Annotated in this window: 15 protein-coding genes and 1 pseudogene; 7 read left to right on the top strand and 9 right to left on the bottom strand. The window is 63.7% G+C overall.

Features of this window, described 5'->3' with window-relative positions; all coding sequences use genetic code 11:
* Positions 1-14 precede the first annotated feature (14 nt).
* Positions 15-1,583 (bottom strand): annotated as a pseudogene (gene murJ, locus PCA31118_RS10780) (murein biosynthesis integral membrane protein MurJ); the annotation flags it as partial.
* A 175-nt stretch (positions 1,584-1,758) separates the two neighbouring features.
* On the opposite strand from murJ, the gene rpsT reads away from it, so the two are divergent.
* Positions 1,759-2,031: a 30S ribosomal protein S20 gene (rpsT, locus tag PCA31118_RS10785; RefSeq protein ID WP_039405217.1), complete on the top strand. Its 273-nt coding sequence runs from the start codon at positions 1,759-1,761 to the stop codon at positions 2,029-2,031.
* A gap of 347 nt (positions 2,032-2,378) precedes the next feature.
* Here rpsT and PCA31118_RS10790 read toward each other — a convergent pair whose 3' ends face one another.
* Complete coding sequence (locus PCA31118_RS10790) at positions 2,379-2,693, bottom strand: DUF3579 domain-containing protein (protein WP_039400937.1); 315 nt, start codon at positions 2,691-2,693, stop codon at positions 2,379-2,381.
* Positions 2,694-3,055: 362 nt separating this feature from the next.
* On the opposite strand from PCA31118_RS10790, the gene argF reads away from it, so the two are divergent.
* From argF to PCA31118_RS10805, 3 genes are all read left to right on the top strand, one after another.
* Positions 3,056-3,982 (top strand): ornithine carbamoyltransferase, encoded by a 927-nt coding sequence (gene argF, locus PCA31118_RS10795; RefSeq protein ID WP_150625251.1) that lies wholly within the window; start codon positions 3,056-3,058, stop codon positions 3,980-3,982.
* A 382-nt stretch (positions 3,983-4,364) separates the two neighbouring features.
* Positions 4,365-4,688 carry a pyrimidine/purine nucleoside phosphorylase gene (gene ppnP / locus PCA31118_RS10800; RefSeq protein ID WP_150625252.1) on the top strand — a complete coding sequence of 108 codons (324 nt, stop codon included), beginning with the start codon at positions 4,365-4,367 and terminating at the stop codon, positions 4,686-4,688.
* An 87-nt stretch (positions 4,689-4,775) separates the two neighbouring features.
* Positions 4,776-6,131, top strand: coding sequence for a patatin-like phospholipase family protein (locus PCA31118_RS10805; RefSeq protein ID WP_150625253.1), 1,356 nt, complete (start codon positions 4,776-4,778; stop codon positions 6,129-6,131).
* Here the strand turns inward: PCA31118_RS10805 and murB are convergent.
* Positions 6,121-7,146: a UDP-N-acetylmuramate dehydrogenase gene (gene murB, locus PCA31118_RS10810; RefSeq protein ID WP_150625254.1), complete on the bottom strand. Its 1,026-nt coding sequence runs from the start codon at positions 7,144-7,146 to the stop codon at positions 6,121-6,123. The genes PCA31118_RS10805 and murB overlap by 11 nt on opposite strands.
* A gap of 270 nt (positions 7,147-7,416) precedes the next feature.
* Between murB and PCA31118_RS10815 the strand changes: the two genes are divergently transcribed.
* Positions 7,417-7,902, top strand: a complete 486-nt coding sequence (locus PCA31118_RS10815; RefSeq protein WP_044456855.1) for a YajQ family cyclic di-GMP-binding protein — start codon at positions 7,417-7,419, stop codon at positions 7,900-7,902.
* Between the two features lie 132 nt (positions 7,903-8,034).
* On the opposite strand, the gene plsY is transcribed toward PCA31118_RS10815, so the two are convergent.
* Positions 8,035-8,637, bottom strand: a complete 603-nt coding sequence (gene plsY / locus PCA31118_RS10820; protein ID WP_150625255.1) for a glycerol-3-phosphate 1-O-acyltransferase PlsY — start codon at positions 8,635-8,637, stop codon at positions 8,035-8,037.
* 226 nt (positions 8,638-8,863) lie between these two features.
* On the opposite strand from plsY, the gene PCA31118_RS10825 reads away from it, so the two are divergent.
* On the top strand, positions 8,864-9,505 hold the full coding sequence (locus PCA31118_RS10825) for a LuxR C-terminal-related transcriptional regulator (protein ID WP_174990426.1): 642 nt from the start codon (positions 8,864-8,866) through the stop codon (positions 9,503-9,505).
* Positions 9,506-9,556: 51 nt separating this feature from the next.
* Here PCA31118_RS10825 and PCA31118_RS10830 read toward each other — a convergent pair whose 3' ends face one another.
* From PCA31118_RS10830 to PCA31118_RS10850, 5 genes are all read right to left on the bottom strand, one after another.
* Entirely contained in the window at positions 9,557-10,732 is a 1,176-nt protein-coding gene (locus PCA31118_RS10830; RefSeq protein ID WP_150625257.1) for a CfaE/CblD family pilus tip adhesin, read from the bottom strand.
* 15 nt (positions 10,733-10,747) lie between these two features.
* A complete protein-coding gene (locus tag PCA31118_RS10835; protein WP_174990427.1) occupies positions 10,748-13,750 on the bottom strand; it encodes a TcfC E-set like domain-containing protein in 3,003 nt (1,000 codons plus the stop codon).
* A gap of 80 nt (positions 13,751-13,830) precedes the next feature.
* Positions 13,831-14,385: a CS1 type fimbrial major subunit gene (locus PCA31118_RS10840; protein WP_174990428.1), complete on the bottom strand. Its 555-nt coding sequence runs from the start codon at positions 14,383-14,385 to the stop codon at positions 13,831-13,833.
* A gap of 16 nt (positions 14,386-14,401) precedes the next feature.
* Entirely contained in the window at positions 14,402-15,295 is an 894-nt protein-coding gene (locus PCA31118_RS10845; protein WP_150625260.1) for a fimbrial protein, read from the bottom strand.
* A 338-nt stretch (positions 15,296-15,633) separates the two neighbouring features.
* On the bottom strand, positions 15,634-16,122 hold the full coding sequence (locus tag PCA31118_RS10850) for an aminoacyl-tRNA deacylase (protein WP_150625261.1): 489 nt from the start codon (positions 16,120-16,122) through the stop codon (positions 15,634-15,636).
* A gap of 174 nt (positions 16,123-16,296) precedes the next feature.
* On the opposite strand from PCA31118_RS10850, the gene PCA31118_RS10855 reads away from it, so the two are divergent.
* Positions 16,297-17,916: a class I adenylate-forming enzyme family protein gene (locus PCA31118_RS10855; protein ID WP_150625262.1), complete on the top strand. Its 1,620-nt coding sequence runs from the start codon at positions 16,297-16,299 to the stop codon at positions 17,914-17,916.

Here is a 17,916-nt window from a genome sequence, read left to right on the forward strand (position 1 = left end):
GTAACCCTGAGGGGTCACGAGTGGGTCCGTCGGCGGAAGAACGAGAAGTTGAAACCCATGAGGAATAATGCCCCGAAATACACCACGGCGCATAGCACCAGACTCGCGCCAAGCAGGGCAATGCGGGCAAGCGGACGCGCGCCCAGCGCCACCCAGTCGAAGCTTTGCGTGAACCAAAGCAGCACCCCGGCCAGAATCAGGCAGGCCGCCAGCAGTTGCACGAAAAAGAGTCGCCAGCCCGCGGCCGGTCGGTAGATGCCGCGCTTGTAGAGACCCGCGAACAGCAGCGCCGCGTTCATGCAAGCCCCCACGCCGATCGACAGCGACAATCCCGCATGCGCGAACCAGCGTACAAAGAGGATGTTGGAGATCTGCGTGGCCACCAGTACCACGATGGCAATCTTCACCGGCGTCTTGATGTCCTGCTTCGCGTAGAAACCCGGCGCGAGAATCTTGATGAGAATCAGGCCGACGAGGCCAACGCCATACGCCGTCAGGGCATGCGCCGTCATGGCGACGTCGTTCGCGTCGAAACGACCGTACTGGTACAGCGTCGCGGTGAGCGGCTCTGCATAGACGAACAGACCCACGGCGCTCGGCATGGCCAGCAGGAAAGTCAGACGCAGGCCCCAATCGAGCAGCGCGGAATACTCGGCGGTGTCGCCGTCGGCATTCGCGCGGGACAGGCTCGGCAGCAGAATCGTGCCCAGCGCCACGCCCAGCAAGGCCGTCGGAAACTCCATCAGCCGGTCGGCGTAGGCGAGCCATGACACGCTGCCCTGGGCAAGTCGCGAGGCAATGTTCGTATTGATGATGAGGCTTATCTGCGCGACCGAGACAGCGAGCGTGGCCGGCACCATTTTCGCCAGCACCCGTTTGACCCCCGCGTTGCGCAGCGCTGCCATGATATTGACGGAGATGCGCGGCAGCATGCCGATGCGCGCGAGCGCCGGGAGCTGGATCAGCAGCTGCAGCACCCCACCCACGATCACGGCGTAAGCCAACGCGTAGACCGGCGTCTCCAGATGCGGCGCAACCCAAAGCGAGGCCACGATCGAGCTCACGTTGAGCAGTACGGGGGCAAACGCAGGCATCGAGAATTGACGCCACGTGTTGAGCACTCCTGCCGCCAGCGTCGTGATCGAAATCAGCGTGATATAGGGGAACATGACGCGCGTCATGAATACGGCGGCATCGAACGTGCCGTTTTCCCGCGACAGACCCGTTGCCACGGCATAGACGACCGCAGACGCGCCCAGCACGCCGGCAATCGTGATGGACAGCAACACCCAGAACAACACGGTAGTGACGGAATCGACGAGCGTTTTCGTCTCTTCGGGGCTTCGCTGCGTCTTGAATTCGGCCAGAATTGGGACGAATGCCTGCGAAAACGCCCCTTCGGCGGACAAGCGGCGCAGCAAATTGGGAATGCGGAACGCCACGTTGTAGGCATCGGTCATCGGACCCGCCCCAAACATGCGTGCGATAAGAATTTCACGAATCAGGCCGGTGATGCGCGAGAGCATCGTGAAACCGCTGACCGTAGCGAGAGCTTTGAGCAAATTCATGTTGCGCGTATTATACGCACACCCGTCGCACCCCCATGCAGCAAAGAAGTTGCAATTTCCGTTTCGCTTCGGCTATAATCGACGGTTTCGAAGTCAATGGATTGCTTCCTGGCCACCGTGTCTCCCAGGGAGCCGAGCCAAACTGCATAGAAGCCGCATCAGGCGGAGCAATTCAAGGAATTCACAGAACATGGCAAATACCGCTCAAGCACGCAAGCGCGCGCGTCAAACCGTTAAGATCAACGCCCACAACTCGGCGCTGCGTTCGCGTCTGCGCACGGCTGTGAAGGCTGTTCGCAAGGCCATCGCCGCTGGCGACCAGGCCGCTGCCAAGGAAGTGCTGCGCGCTTCGGCAAAGACGATCGACATCATCGCTGACAAGAAGATCGTCCACAAGAACACCGCTGCTCGCCAGAAGAGCCGCCTGTCGGCCGCCATCAAGGCGATGTCGGCTGCTGCCTAAGACAGCTCACGCTGCAAGGCAAATCTGTTGCTTGCCGGTTCCGACTACGGTCGGGACACTAAAAAGCCCGCTCTATGCGGGCTTTTTTCTTTCGTACGTCCGACATGCCCCGTGGTGGCGCCAAGGCGCTGCAGGCGCCACAGGCAAGACAAGCACCGGGAACATGTTGCACAGCGCAAAACGACAATAACGGCGGCAAGACGCAGCGTCGCCTCGTGCAAGGGCAAGGAAGAAGTTACCGGGGGAAAGAAATTCGGTGCGCCGAACGGCGAAGATGTGACACATCGACGGTGAGTCAGGGCCAAAGGCCCGGCACTCACGTCTGGCCGACAACGGCCGTGGGGGAATTACTTGACGTCGGGAACGAAGCAGGCTTCCGTCATCTGCAAGCCGTTATCCCGGGCGAAACTCATCACGAAATCGAACATTCGCGGTTCGATATCGCGCAGTCGCTCGTCGACGACGACGCACTTGACGTCACCCACCATCGTGGGACGCACGTAGGGGGAGTACTGCATGTATGCGTTCGGGCCGGAATTGCTGCGGCCACAGAACGACACGGCGCCGCACAGACGCTCCGCCCAGTCACTCGGACGAAACTTCTTGCCATCCAGAGTCAGCCCCTGAATGAAATACTCGCGCGCGGAAACCTGGTCGGTCATATCGCTCAATCACCTCAAAAAACATCTGGCCAGCCGTACGCGGGTAGCGTTGCCGACAGAGTCAGTATTATATCTTATATAAGACTGGAACCTGTCCCCCACCGTTGCTGCGGATGTTTTTTTCGGTCTTGCCAGTCGTTTCCGGCTGTGCAGCAGCGGGCTCGATAATACGCTTTTCGTGTGACGACAAAACGATTTGGTAGACTAGGGGCCGTTCCCCTGAAGCCAGCAACCGGTAGAACACCTTCACGAGCCTGACCGGGGGACAGGCCTCAAGGCTTGTTCGTCGTGCCGAACGCGTCCGAGTTCCCAGCGAATCTGCGGTGAATTCACGCGGTATCGGCCTCCAGCAGAACATCCAAATGACCACCGCCAAACCCATCAAGCATTACCTTCAGTTTTCGGATCTGACGCTCGACGAGTATGACTATGTGCTCGAGCGCACCCGCATCCTCAAGAAGAAATTCAAGAACTACGAGACCTACCACCCGCTGCACGACCGCACGCTGGCGATGATCTTCGAGAAGAGCTCGACCCGCACGCGTCTGTCGTTCGAAGCCGGCATCCACCAGTTGGGCGGCCACGCCGTGTTCCTGAACACACGCGACACGCAGCTCGGCCGCGGCGAGCCGATCGAAGACGCCGCGCAGGTGATCTCGCGCATGACCGACATCATCATGATCCGCACCTTCGGGCAGGAGATCATCGAGCGCTTCGCGCAGCACTCGCGTGTGCCGGTGATCAACGGCCTGACCAACGAGTACCATCCGTGCCAGGTGCTGGCGGACATCTTCACGTATTACGAGCATCGTGGCCCGATCAAGGGCAAGACCGTGACGTGGATCGGCGACGCCAACAACATGTCGTACACGTGGATTCAGGCCGCCGAGATCTTCGGTTTCCAGTTCAATATCTCCACGCCGCCGGGTTACCGCCTCGATCAGGCGATGGTCTCCGAGTCGAGCCGCCCGTTTGTGCGCGAGTTCGACGACCCGCGCGAAGCCTGCGAAGGTGCCGACCTCGTGTCGACCGACGTCTGGACGAGCATGGGTTTCGAAGCGGAGAACGAGGCGCGCAAGGCGGCTTTCGCTCAGTGGTGCGTGAACGCCGACCTGATGCAACGGGCCAAGCCGGACGCCCTGTTCATGCACTGTCTGCCCGCCCATCGCGGCGAGGAAGTCTCGGCAGAGGTGATCGACGGCGCGCAGAGCGTTGTGTGGGATGAAGCCGAGAACCGGTTGCACGTGCAGAAGGCCCTCATGGAGTATCTGATGCTCGGCCGTGTCTGATCCGAGCTAGTCCTCAGGGCAGTCAGCCCTACGCCCGGACGCACCGCGCCGTCCGGGCGCCTTCCTCGCCCGCCATCCTCCGCACAAGCGCAACACCCACCGATCACCCCGCCGCGATCCACGTTCCGCTATCATCCCTGTCGCGCCGATGTCGCCCACGCGATCAACGGCGCTTCATTGCCACACGACATAGTTCGCCATACGCATCAGAACAATTTGGAATTTGCACCATCACGGGGCAATTTCGTTGTGCATTGCACAAATTGCAGACGGGTAGACGTTCGAAACGTGCTAGCATGAATTCACGCTTTCCCCTTGAAACGGGGCAGGCATATCGACTCTCCATCGCGACTCTCGCTCGCATTCGACACAGCATTCGGTCATGACGCAAAACGCAACGCAGTTCGACAACGTTTCCGTAATCAAGCGCGCCAACACCTATTTCGACGGCAAGTGCGTCTCGCACACCGTTCTGTTCCCGGACGGCACGCGCAAGACGCTGGGCGTGATTTTCCCGGCCACGCTGCAGTTTGGTACCGATGCTCCCGAAGTCATGGAAGTCACGGGCGGCCGCTGCCGCATCCGTCTGGCAGGACAGACCGAATGGCAGGAATATGCCGCCGGTCAGGAGTTCTCCGTGCCGGGCAACAGCAAGTTCGATATCGAGGTCGTCGAAACCCTCGATTACGTTTGCCACTACGGCTAATCGTCCGGCCTGCATCGCGACGGCGCGCCATGCCACGCGCCGCCGCCCTCTCGGCCGGTTCAGCGCGGCCTGGCGCCGCTTCCTACTATGTCGCGACTGCCTTCCGATTCTGCCGATCCTGGCGTCGACCATGCTGCCGACACCGCCGAGAGCCAGCCCCGCCAAGGGGCTGAAACCTCCGCCAGGCCTCCCGCGACGTCCGATGTCGAGTTGACCGGGACGTCGCTGCGAGCCCCACCGCACCCGGACACCCCGGATCAGTCGGACCCCTCGGACACCAGCACCGACCTGGACCCGACCGACGTCCCCCTGCTCCCGCCTGACGGCCCCCGCGCACGAAACCGCAAGAAATCCGCCGACGCCCGGCGCGGCAATACCAAGCGCAAGGGTATCGACCTGGGCTTGCAAGGGGGTGGCGCGCATGGCGCGTATGCATGGGGTGTGCTCGACAAACTGCTCGAAGACGGACGTCTGGCGTTCGAAGGCATCAGCGGCGCTTCGGCGGGCACGATGAATGCCGTGGTGCTTGCCCACGGCCTGCTCGATCGCCCGGGCGTCGACCCGCGCGAGAAGGCCCGCGAGGCCCTGCACAGCTTCTGGCTGGGCGTGTCTCAGGCGGGCTCTTCGGCGACCGCGTGGGCACAAACGGTTTTCAGCTGGCTAAACGGGCGGCCGACCGAATACCCGATCTGGCATGACTGGATGCAGAGCATGCAGCAATGGATGATGCCGTTCTCGCAGCCGCCGACCGAAATCAATCCGCTGCGCACCGTGCTCGAAGCGCAGGTCGACTTCGAGCGGCTGCGCGAGAGCACCGCCACGCATCTGTTCGTCTCCGCGACCAATATCCGCACCGGCAACATCCGCATCTTCCGCACGCACGAAATCACGCTCGATGTGGCCATGGCCTCCGCCTGCCTGCCCTGGCTGTTCAAACCGGTGAAGATCGACGAGGACTTTTACTGGGACGGCGGCTACCTCGGCAATCCCGCCCTCTATCCGTTCTATTACGAAACGCTCACGAGCGACATCCTGATCGTGCACATCAACCCGATCGAGCGTGCCGAGAAGCCCGTGTTGCCCGGGCAGATCATGAACCGTGTGAACGAGATCACCTTCAACGCCTCGCTACAGCGCGAATTCCGTGCAATCTCGTTCGTTCACAAGCTGATCGACGAAGGATGGCTCAAGCCTGAGTTCCGGGATCGTCTGAAGTATCCGCTGATTCATTCGATTCGCGCCGACAAGGAACTGTACGACTTGTCCTCGTCGACGAAATTCGTGACGGACTGGCACTTCCTCACCACCTTGCGCGACCGCGGGCGCGACGCCGCAGCACGTTGGCTGAGCGCGCATTTCGACGACGTCGGCGTGCGCTCGACGGTGGATCTGAAGCGCGATTACCTGCAGCGTTTGCCCGACGCCACCGCCATCAGATCATGAGCGGTTCGGGTTCGAGTGAAATGCCGAAGCGTTCCTGAACACTGGCCTGCACGGCGCGCGCGAGCGCCACGATGTCGTCGCCGCTCGCGCCGCCACGATTGACGAGCACCAGCGCCTGACGTTCATGAACACCGGCACACCCGAGCGACTTGCCCCGCCAGCCGCACTGATCGATCAGCCAGCCCGCCGCGAGCTTCCATGTGCCGTCGGGCTGCGCGTAGCCGACCGCTTCGGGGAAACGCTCGCGCAACGCGGCGAACGCGGCACCGTCCACGACCGGGTTCTTGAAGAAGCTCCCGGCATTGCCCAGCACCGCCGGATCGGGCAGCTTGCGGCGTCGGATATCGACAACGGCATCGAAGATTTGCCGCGCGTCGGGTTGCGCGATGCCCGCATCGGCCAGGGTGCGCGACACGTCCGCGTAACCGGTCACCGCTTGCCATGGTTGCGGCAAACGAAGCGTGACGGAAACGATGATGTAGCGGCCCGGTTCGCGCTTGAACAGCGAATCGCGATAGCCGAACGCGCAAACCTCGCGCGCGAGGGTGACGAATTCGCCGGTTGTCGTGTCCAGCGCCCGCACGTGGGAGAAGCGCTCGGCGAGTTCCAGCCCGTAAGCGCCGATATTCTGGATTGGCGCGGCCCCGAGCGTGCCCGGGATCAGCGCAAGGTTTTCCAGGCCGGGGCAATCCTGCGACAGGGTCCAGTCGACGAAGTCGTGCCAGACCTCGCCGGCACCACCGCGCACGTAGCGCGCATGCGGATCGGCTGGATCGTCGGCAAGCCGCTCGCGGCCGCGAATCGCCATGCGAAGGACCACGCCGTCGAAGTTGCGTGTGAGCACGACATTGCTGCCGCCGCCGAGCACGAGGCGCGGCAGGCCAGCCAGTTCGGGCATGGCAAGCGCCTCCGATAGCGCCGCTTCGCTGTCGATGGTCACGACATAGCGGGCGGTAGCGGGCAGACCGAAGGTATTGAATTCGCGCAGGCTGACGTCGCGTTGCAACTGAAGCATGAAGTGTGTGTGCAGACCGGTGGGGGCCGTCGCGCCGGGTTTGCCGTGCGTTCCATGTCACATCCCGAAAGCGTGCAGGGACCCCGGAACACGGGGCGCAAGACCGACGGCTGAATTACAATGTCGGACGAAAGATTGATGCGCGCCATTATACCGGCCAGCCGGATCGCCATACGCGCGTTCGGCCGCGCCGGGCAGGCGAGTGCAGGCAAACTCGCATGGCACGCCCCGCGTGCCTTTCACGAACCCCAAGGAATTCAGGAGAGCCAGATGCCATCGTTTGACGTGGTTAGCGAAGCCAACATGATTGAGGTCAAGAACGCCGTCGAGCAGGCCAACAAGGAAATCTCGACGCGCTTCGACTTCAAGGGATCGGACTCGCGCGTGGAGCACAAGGAACAGGAAATCACGCTCTTCGCCGACGACAACTTCAAGCTCGATCAGGTCACGCAGGTACTCATCTCGAAGATGGCCAAGCGCAACGTCGACGTGCGTTTCCTCGACTACGGCAAGATCGAGAAGATCAGCGGCGACAAAGTCAAGCAGGTCGTCAAGGTCAAGAAGGGTGTCGAAGGCGATCTCGCCAAGAAGATCGTTCGCATCATCAAGGACAGCAAGATGAAGGTGCAGGCGAGCATTCAGGGCGATAGCGTGCGCGTGTCCGGCGCCAAGCGCGACGACCTGCAAAGCGCGATGGCGCTGCTGCGCAAGGACGTCACCGACACGCCGCTCGACTTCAACAACTTCCGCGACTGAGCGCTACGACGCGCGCTCGTTCCACCGCAATTCGTCTTCACTCGGAAGACGGGCACAAAAAACCCGCAGACTCGCTGCGGGTTTTTTCATGGACGGCCGCCGCATTGGCCGCCGTATTGGGCGCGGCCCCACTCACTTCTTCTGACCGATGCGGCTCTCCTTGCCTGCCATGAGCTTGCCGATGTTTGCGCGGTGACGGTAGATCAGCAGCATCGCCATCACGATCACGGCCGGCGCATACGGCCCGAAGCCGAACATGAAGACGTAGTACAGCGGCGCGAACACCGCTGCCACCAAAGCGGCCAGCGACGAATAGCGGAAGAAGATCGCGATGATGAGCCAGGTCGCCATGACCGCCAGGCCGAGCACCGGGTCGATCGCGAACAGCACGCCCGCCGCAGTGGCCACCCCCTTGCCGCCGGCAAAGCGCAGGAACACCGGATACAGATGTCCGAGGAAGACGGCAAGCGCCACGGCCGCAAGACCGAAGTCACCGACACCCCACGCGGGCGCGAAACGTTCCGCAAGATACACCGCAAGCCAGCCCTTGAGCGCGTCGCCGATCAACGTGAGCACGGCGGCCTTCTTGTTGCCGGAGCGCAGCACGTTCGTCGCTCCCGGATTTCCCGAGCCGTAACTGCGCGGGTCTGCGAGTCCCATCGTGCGGCTGACGATCACCGCAAACGGCACTGAGCCGATCAGGTACGCGAGAACGATAAAAACCAGTGTGGCCATGAACTTCCAGCGAGTGAGGAATTTGTAATGGCCGCCATTTTACTTGAGACGACGCGCTCCCCCATTCTGGCAAACACGGGGTTGCGCATAGGGTCGACCGCTTTTGGGAAATTGCGCCAAGTGTCATCGCGCAACGCAGATCGAGGAACCCTCGTCGACGGGCACGGGTCTTTTTCGCACGCGCGTTATGCATTGTGCATTTCGCGTCAGGAGACAGACCAGAACAATGACAAAGATCCGCGTAGCCATCGCAGACTATCACCCCGTCGTCGTTGCCGGACTCGCATGCGAGCTTGGCAGGCAGCCTTCACTGGAAGTCCTCGGCACAGCGCGCAATGCGCCGGGTGTCGTCGAGCTGTTACGCCGCTCGCCGTGCGACGTGCTGGTGACCGACCACACCATTCCCGGCGGACCATACGGCGATGGGCTCTTGATGCTCACCTCGTTACGCCGCATGTTTCCGGGCCTGCGCATTCTGGTGCTCACCGCGATGGAAGACATGACAAGCGTATTACTGACACGCCAGCTGGCAGAGCTCGGTGTCGCCACTACCTTGTGCAAATCGCGCGACGTCGACGACCTCGTCGCCGCCGTCCACGCCGCATACGAAGGGTTGCGTCAGCGCCCCCCGACACGCGCGACAAGCGTCTCGCCAGGGTCGCGCATCACGCTGTTGAGCCAACGCGAGACGCAGGTATTGCGGCTCTACGTGTCGGGAATGTCGGTGACCGCCATCGCGGCCAAGCTCCACCGCACGAAGCAGACGGTCAGTGCCCAAAAGCGCAATGCCATGCGCAAGCTCGGCATGGAGTGCGATGCGCAGTTGTACCGGTTCGCCGTCGAGAATGCGCTGGTGGAAGGCACCTGAGCATATCGCGCCGATGTGAACCCGGCGGCGCATTTCCATTTCCCGCCGGGCTCACATCAGCGCGGCATCGACGAACATCTCCACGCGCAGCGGCCCCTCGTAGCCACCGGCGTCCTTGTCGCTCTCGATGAACGGCACGACCTCGAAGACGAGCATGCCCGGCGAGCAGGCCACTGGCGTGGGAATGCCGGGCAAGCGCACGATACGTATCGGTGCTGTCGATACCGGCGCAAATACACTCGCGACGGGGTCGCCCACACGCAGCCACTGATGCGCCCCCGCATAAGCCAGCCCGACCCGGTATTCGATGCGCTCCTCGGGTAGCGTGCCCAGCGTCCCGCGACGAACGAGCAAGCCGCTACCCGGCGGGCGGATGGGAAAATTGTCGCGCCCGTCGCTCACGCGCACGCGTAACGCGCCCGTGGAGTTCGAGCCGAATCCGTCGTAAAAGCACATGTCCACCGACCGGCCACCGTACACGGTCGTCATGTAGCCCGGCCCGGCACGCTTTCTCAGATCCAGCGAAACGCGGGGCGACGTATTCGATAGCGTCGGGAAGTAGATTTGCGCGTTGTGCCTGTCCGTCACATTGAGTTCGATGTCGTAACGATGTATGGCGCTCCCGAGCGCACTGCCGAGTTCCCTCACATCGAACGTCAAATGCCCTCGCCAGACACCACCGACCGGAATCTTCTGCAGTTGCGCGCGCTCGATCGACAGAATGTAGCGCGAGACATCGTAGGGCCCTCGCCCACACACACCGTAGTTCCGGTTGGAGTGGAAGGCCGTGCGCACATGCGTACACGTGCTGCTCGCGACCGTCACGATCTTTGTGGCGCTCACGCTAAGATCGACCTGAAGCCCGGACCTGGACTCGGTGAATCGAAGCAGCACGGGCGTTGGTGCAGGCCCCGTAACGTTGGCCGGCGCAATCGCACACGCCCCGAGTGCCGTGTCGACTGCCGAGCGACACACGAACGCGGTGCGCGCCCCCCGGCTCTGCCCTTGCGTGTAATGCGCGGCGAGTTGCGGACGAAATTGCCATTGTTCGGGAATCGCCGATCTGTCGAAGCGCAGCGACACCCGTTCGTGGTGATCCCTTGGCACCGACTGCGCGAGCGCGGGCGAGCCGCTCCACGCCGCCAAACTCAGCGCCCATCCCCCCAGAACGACACGTCGCCGCGCGCTTGCACGCTGACGCCGATCCACGGCCGTCATGTCCGGCATCTCCCGTCTCCTCGGTCAATAGGTGCGTGCATCGGACCGCCGCAATGTGACCTGTCGCCCAGCGGGCGATCCGGCTTCGCCGAGCAGGCGCTGCACACGCGATTGAGACAGCAGGGACGCCGGCAACGCATGTTGTGCAACGTGAGTGCAATGCGAGACCTCCGTCAGATGGACCACGTCCTGGCGTTGGGCCACGCGGATGTCGCATCGCATCGGCTGCGCGTCGATGAGCAGATACAGATGCGTGAGACGACGGGGGGACTCGATCATGAACGTGCCTTGTGCATCGAGCGGCGGTGCGACGGCACTGAGCACCCGCGCGTTGTCCATGGCAAGGCCATCCGGGCCGACGGCGCGTCCTACATAGGTGTACGTGCGATCCGCGACCACGCGATGGATCTTCAGACGTCCCGGCGTGAGGAAGTCGTCGTACTGTCCCGCGCCGCGGATCAGCCCGACGGTGTGATCGACGGCGCCATGCCGCGTTTCCGAGACCTCGCCCTTGAGCGCCCGGTAGCCGCCGACCGGCGCCAGCGCCCACGAACCGAGCGCGACAGGTAACGAGCGGCCGTCGACGTGCAACGTCGCGGCGATCTCACCGCTCGCCCGATCCTCGCTATCGGCAAGTCCCGCATCGCCCACATCCTCAACAGCAGCTTCAATGGCTGAATCAATGGCTGCATCAACGGTTGAATCAACGGCCAGCGCGACCCCAGCAGGCGGTTCGCCGGAGAGCATGGCCGGTCCCACGCGAACGCCTTGGCGTGCGACGACGAGACTCGACGCGTATCCGCCAACGTACGAACTGCGGGTCTCACCCCCCTCGCCCACGCCAAACAGGGTGCGCGAGAGCGCTACATGCGCATCGCCATAACGGCCATCGACGGCGCCCCGCACGTTCGCGGTGCCCATGCCACGCTCGTTGGCGTTCAGATTCAGCGACAACTCCCGGCGCGAGGTGTCGTCCCACGTCATGGCATGCGACACGCCGTAATCCGTGCGCGCGCCATGCCCCACACCACCTCCACCACCTCGGCCAACGTCGTCCATGCGAACTTCCGTACTCGCGCTCGAATACGTCGACATACCGCGTCCGCCCGCGGCCGGTCGGTGCCTGCTGAGCGAGACACTCACGAATCCGCCGGTATCGCGCAGCGCCACGCCTGCGTGCCGTCGGTGATAAGCGCCACCCCGCGCGTGAATCATGAGCCGGCGCCATCGGAACGACCGGCTCAGCGTTGTCTGGAGCGTGCGGGACACGCCCGCTTGCACATCGCGTCCGCTCAGCCACGGATCGTCATATCCATTGTCGCGAGCAGCTCGCCGAGAACCATAGGACCGGTTCTCGCCATATCCGGCAACGGCCTGCCACGGACCGAGCGGCACGGACAAACTGGCGTTGACGAGTTCGTGGCATCCGAAACTCGCCCCCGTCTCACTCACGCCAGACGTGCCGCGGCGACAACTCGCGTCGCGCATCTGATAGCGATACAACGTGAGGCCGACACCGTTGGCAAACGATATGGACTGCGTGTTGCCGCGTGCGCCATCCGAGCCCAGCAGGACCGCCGCGCTTGTCACCAGACGCCCTGCTGCGAACGCGTGTTGCCACCCCGCCTGGGTTTCGTTGTAGAACGCTTGCGATGACCACGCCATGCCGCTGGTGATTGTGAGCCCCGCACTGACGCTGGTGCGCACGCCCGACTGCATCGTCAGCCGAGAGGAGCGCACGTTGTCGGGCGCGCCGATGTCTCGCTGCCGGTCCACCGCGCGCCCCGCCTGCACGAACCACTGCGTGCCCTGCCCCGCCCCATCGCCTCCCACTTTGGTGAAGGGCGCCGACTCGGTGCGAACAAGCGTGTCGCCTTCGAAGATTCGCAGGGAGACGAGATAGCTGCCCTCGGGAAAGTAACGCGTGTCGAACGACTGCACCCCGGCAGGGAAATAGGCGCTGCCCAGGAGTTCGTTGCCGCGATAAACGTCGACGCGCGCTTCGCGCGTGAGCAGCACCGTGAGCGGCGAGCCCTGCGTCGCATTTGCCTCGTTGCGATATGCCTGCGAAGTCCCCACGCGGGCACCGTCGAATCGGTGCATCGGCAACAGCACGAAGCCAAAGCTGCCGCCTTGCGCACTGGACAGATTTCGCTGGTCCATACGGCCGGACTGCACGTAGTGTGCGGCGCCGAGATCGTGCCGGTAGTAGAGGCTGTCGATGCGTCCCTGTGTGCCGGACGCGCGCCTGCTGGCATTGGCGTCGCGCGAATGCACGAGCGACCAGGTGAAGCCTGCGTAACTGGCGGGCGAGATGCCGAGCGCGCCGTTGCCCAGCAGCGTGAGATTGCGATACCGCTCGGACGTCGCGGCGTTCACGATCTGCGTGTGAATCAGGGCATTCTCGCTGCCGGGGGAATTCGTGTGGAAGGCCGGACCGGCGACGTCTTGCGACGGCAGCCATGCTTTGGAGAGAAAGAGTTCGAGCACGCCACTGCTTTCGTCGAAGATGACATCCGCCGAGTCGGTGTCGAGATACCGGCAACCGGTGCCGACGTCGTGGCACGCAAGGTGTCCATTACGCGGCATCGGTCTGGCGAGCGCTTCGACCAACTGCTGGGGCGTCACCGTCGCTGCGTCCGACGCCGGTACCGGCGATGGCGCCCGCTGCTCGCGCAGCGCCATGCGAGCGCCGATCGCGCGCACCACCGCTTCGGGCGTTTCGAGATGCACCTCGTCAGGTCGAACGAACACCGGAAATATGCCCAACGAGCGGCCTAACCAACGGATGTCGAGGTGCTCGACCTGCCCGCGGGCAATGTCTTCAAAGCCAGGGGGAACGCCGGAAACCGATGACATCGTGCGGGCCCATACCGCGCTCTGCCCGGCAATGAGCCAGAGGAGCCAGAGCGGGCAGATCAGACAGATCGGACGGACATGGCGCAACGTCAGCATGATGGAACGATTGACCGCGGCAGGCACACCCACCGGTGTGCCTGCCGTCTCTCGGGGATAATTGAATGGCATGCGGATGACGCCGCCAAAGGCGTCACCGGGCATTACCTGGCATTACCTGGCATTACCTGGCATTACTTGGCATTAGGCCGTTACAAGGCAGTCGTGGCAGCCACGACCACCATTTCGAGCCGTCCAACGTAACGGCCTGCGGCGGGCGGATTCGCACCTGCCGCGCGGCCCGTCACCGAGAGCGGCAACGTTTTCGACTCGCCCTGCGCTGCGCCCGTCCAGACGTCGGCGGCCGTGAGCGTGGTCGCTGCCGTCGTGAGGGTCTTGCCGTCGAGTCTCACCGTCAGCGGAATGGCGGGCGCGGCGTTGTTGGTCGCATGCACGAGCGAGGGCACCGCGCCCAGACGCACCTGCACGCTACGTGTGATGTCGTTCGTATAAAGCCGCGTATGCACGGTCGGCGAGGTCATGTCCCCGGTCGACGCGTTGTAACCCAGTTCGAGGCTTTGCGGCATGGGCGAGCCGTTCGCCTGAAGTATCGAGAGCGTGGGGTCGACATTGGCGCTCAGATCGATCACGACTTCAGCGGCATTGGCGGCGGCCGTCGGCAAGGCGATGGCCGCGACAGCGGCGAGTCGCATCAGCGTCATCACGTGCATCTTCACAAGCGTCTTCATCTTCATCTTCGGCTGCATCTTGAAACTCCTCGATTCATTGGATGTGAGGGTTGAGGAAAGCATGGTCTCCGGCGCTTTCGGACTGGGGAGGGCTCTGCGGCCCCTGGATATCGGCCGACGACGCGGCGGGCGCTGGCATCAGGTCGACGACCTGCTCGTCGTGCGCGCCGTCGACCCGATAACGAACTCGCACCGGCAGATTGCGCAGTGCTTCGGGAATGGGATATGTCAGCCCGGGATAGACGCTACGGCCGATCTCCTGCCACTCGCACGCGCGTTCGGCGTCACCGTCGCAACGCCCCATCGACGTCACATGCGCACGGACATTTCCAGTGTTCTTCAGACGATCGGTGTCGCCGATGGACGCACGCGCGAGGCCGGGCAGCGCGCGCTGCGGCTCGACACGCACGAGCGCGCCCCAGACGAAATTGACGTTCACGTCGGGGGAGATGGCGTCCTGCGCGTCTTTCGGTTGGCCTTGCACCGGCGCGATGACCGGCCGGAAATAGACCCGATAGGCAATTTCGGTCAGTGGGCGTCCGAGCGCCACCACACGCACGAGCCGGGTCGCGCCTGCCGCAAGTACGAACTTCGCGGGCGAAGCCACCAGCGCGTTGCCCAGGTCGCCCGACGCCTGCGCCCGCCCGTCGGGCGCGAACTCGACCGACACCTCGTGCTCGGCGTCCGTTGCCGGATCGACGATACGCCTCACGCTCACGTCCACGTACTGCGCATGGGGCGATTGCGAAGTGATCCGGATAACGCTCACCGGCGGCTGATCGCCCGCGATCACGCTCGCGATGGGCGAGATGCTGACGTTTGCGCTGACAGACGCGGGGACCCACGCCAACGCGCTCGCCACAACGGCATGACGCCACATCGCGATGGCCTGCCGGCGTCGGGTGACGCACGGGTTCACGTCGCTCATTTACGCTCCTCGGTTCGTTGTCGCGGGCCGTGATCCCGCCGTGGCGCAGCGAACCCGTCTGCACGAATCGCCATCGCCTGAGTCAATGGCGACATCGTAAAAACGCTGGCAGACGAGCGAAATCTGACAAGTCAGATTTCGCTCAATAGTGTGGAAATGAGTGCTTCCTTGAAGCCACGCCATCGCCCGCTATGGCAGGGCGATGGCGGGGCAAAAGCGGTGAAGGGAAGGCGCAGGGATGGCGGAGGAAGGAAGGCGGCAGCCTTGGCGCAACGACGCGGGGTAGCGCCAAGGCGAGTGGCAGTGAGGGACAGGGGGCCGCCGAAGCGGCAACGTCGTCAGTCGGCGAGCGCGACGTTCACGAGCGTGGGCGCGAGCACGCGCACGATTTCCGCAGGCGCCATCGAGACCAGATAGCCGCGCCGCCCCCCGTTGATGTAGATCTCGGGCAATTCGAGAATCGACGCCTCCATGTAGATCGGCATGCGCTTGCGTGTCCCGAACGGACTGGTGCCCCCGACCAGAAAGCCCGAGTGCCGGTTGGCGACTTCCGGCTTGCATGGCTCGATGCGCTTGCGCCCCGCCTGACGCGCCAGCGATTTGGTCGACACCTGACGGTCGCCATGCATCAGCACGATCAGCGGATTGCCGTCTTCATCCTCCATCACCAGCGTCTTGATCACCTCATGTTCCGGCACCTGTAGCGCCTCCGACGACACGCGCGTGCCGCCGTGCTCCTGATACTCGTAAAAATGATTCCGAAACGCGACCTTGGCTTCGCGAAGCTGTTTGGTGGCAGGGGTCTCGGCAGTCGCCTTGGATTTCATATCGTAGAAGACGCAAAAAGCCGTCAGCAGCGGTACGGACCCCACAGGGAAACCGTACAGCGCCGCATCAGGCGCAGTGAAGACAAAGCGCGACCGACGGCCGATCGGGCGGCCGTCGAATTCCGTAATATACGGATTGTAAGCAATCGCTTCATCGCGCATTACAATGCCGCCATGTCTGCCTCACCTGCTCCCCTCGCTACCGACACTGCCGACACTGCCGACACAGCCAACACTGCCGACGCCACCGATCGCCTTCACGGTGACATCGAGCCCTGGCTCGCCGCTCTGCCGTCGCGCATCGACGCGTTGCCTGCGCGCATTGCGGCGCACGCGCCCAATCGCATTGCCCTCGTCGACGACTTCGGCCGTCTGACCTACGGCGAGTTGGCGCATGCCGTTGCAGCCAGCGCCGAGCGCTTGCGAGCGCACGGCGTGCGCGCGGGCGACCGCGTGATGATCGTGGGCGAGAACGGAATTGCCTACGTCGTGCTGCTGCTCGCGGTGGCCTCGCTCGACGCATGGCCGCTCTTGTGCAACGCACGGCTCTCGCCCACGGAACTCGGCGCGATTCGCGAGCACGCCGGACCGCGCTGCGCGATCTATACCATCGACGCGTCGCCCGATGCCGCCGCCCACGCGCGCGGCGACGCCGCCAAGGTCATGTGGACGGAACTGGCGCTGGGCGCCATCGCGGTGTCCGACATCGACGTCGAACGTGTTGCCGAACCCGTGGAAACAGACCCCGCAGCCCAGTGCGCGGCGCTGATCTATACGACGGGCACGACCGGCACGCCCAAGGGGGTGCGGCTGTCGCATCGCAATCTGATGTTCGTCGCCGCCGTATCGAGCACGTTGCGACGTGTTGGCCCCGAGGACATCGCGTATGGCGTGCTGCCCATCTCGCATGTCTACGGACTCACGTCGGTCTGTCTTGGCACGCTGTACGCGGGGGCGACATTACGGCTTGCGGCGCGTTTTGCACCGGAGGCCGTGCTCGACTCGCTCGCCCATGACGGATTGACGATCCTGCAGGGCGTGCCTGCCATGCATGCCCGTCTGATGGCGCATGTCGCCACGCAGGGCCGATCGCTTGTCGCGCCTCGCCTGCGTTTTGTCTACTCGGGCGGCTCGCCGCTGGACGCGGCGCTCAAGGCGCGCGTGGAAGCGTTCTACGGGCTGCCGATCCACAACGGCTACGGGCTGACCGAGAGCAGCCCGACCGTCTCCCAGACATTGCTCGACGCACCGCGCGAGGACTGCGCCGTCGGTCCCGCTATTCCGGGCGTTGCCGTACGTATCGTGGGACCGGAAGGCCGCGACCTGCCCGACGGCGAAGTCGGCGAACTGTGGGTGCGTGGCCCGAACGTCATGCTCGGCTATTACCGCGCCCCGGACCTGACGGCCGCGACCGTCACCGAGGACGGCTGGCTGCGTACCGGCGACCTTGCACACCGCGCGGCAGACGGGGCGCTCTTTCTCGCCGGACGCGCCCGCGAACTCATCATCCACTCCGGCTTCAACGTCTACCCGATCGAAGTGGAACAGGCGCTCGCCAGCCACCCCGACGTGCTTCAGGCCGCCGTGCTCGGGCGTCCGTTCGAAGGCAACGAGCAGGTGATCGCGTTCGTGGAAGCCCGCCCCGGGCATCGCATCGATGTCGAAGCGCTCGCACAATGGGCGGCCACGCGCCTCGCGCCCTACAAGCGCCCGGTGCGCATCCAGGTGCTCGACGCCCTGCCCGCCGCCTCGACCGGCAAGGTGCTCAAGCACAAGCTCAAGGCGCTGCTTTGA

The organism is Pandoraea captiosa (assembly GCF_902459775.1).
Taxonomy (GTDB): Bacteria; Pseudomonadota; Gammaproteobacteria; order Burkholderiales; family Burkholderiaceae; genus Pandoraea; species Pandoraea captiosa.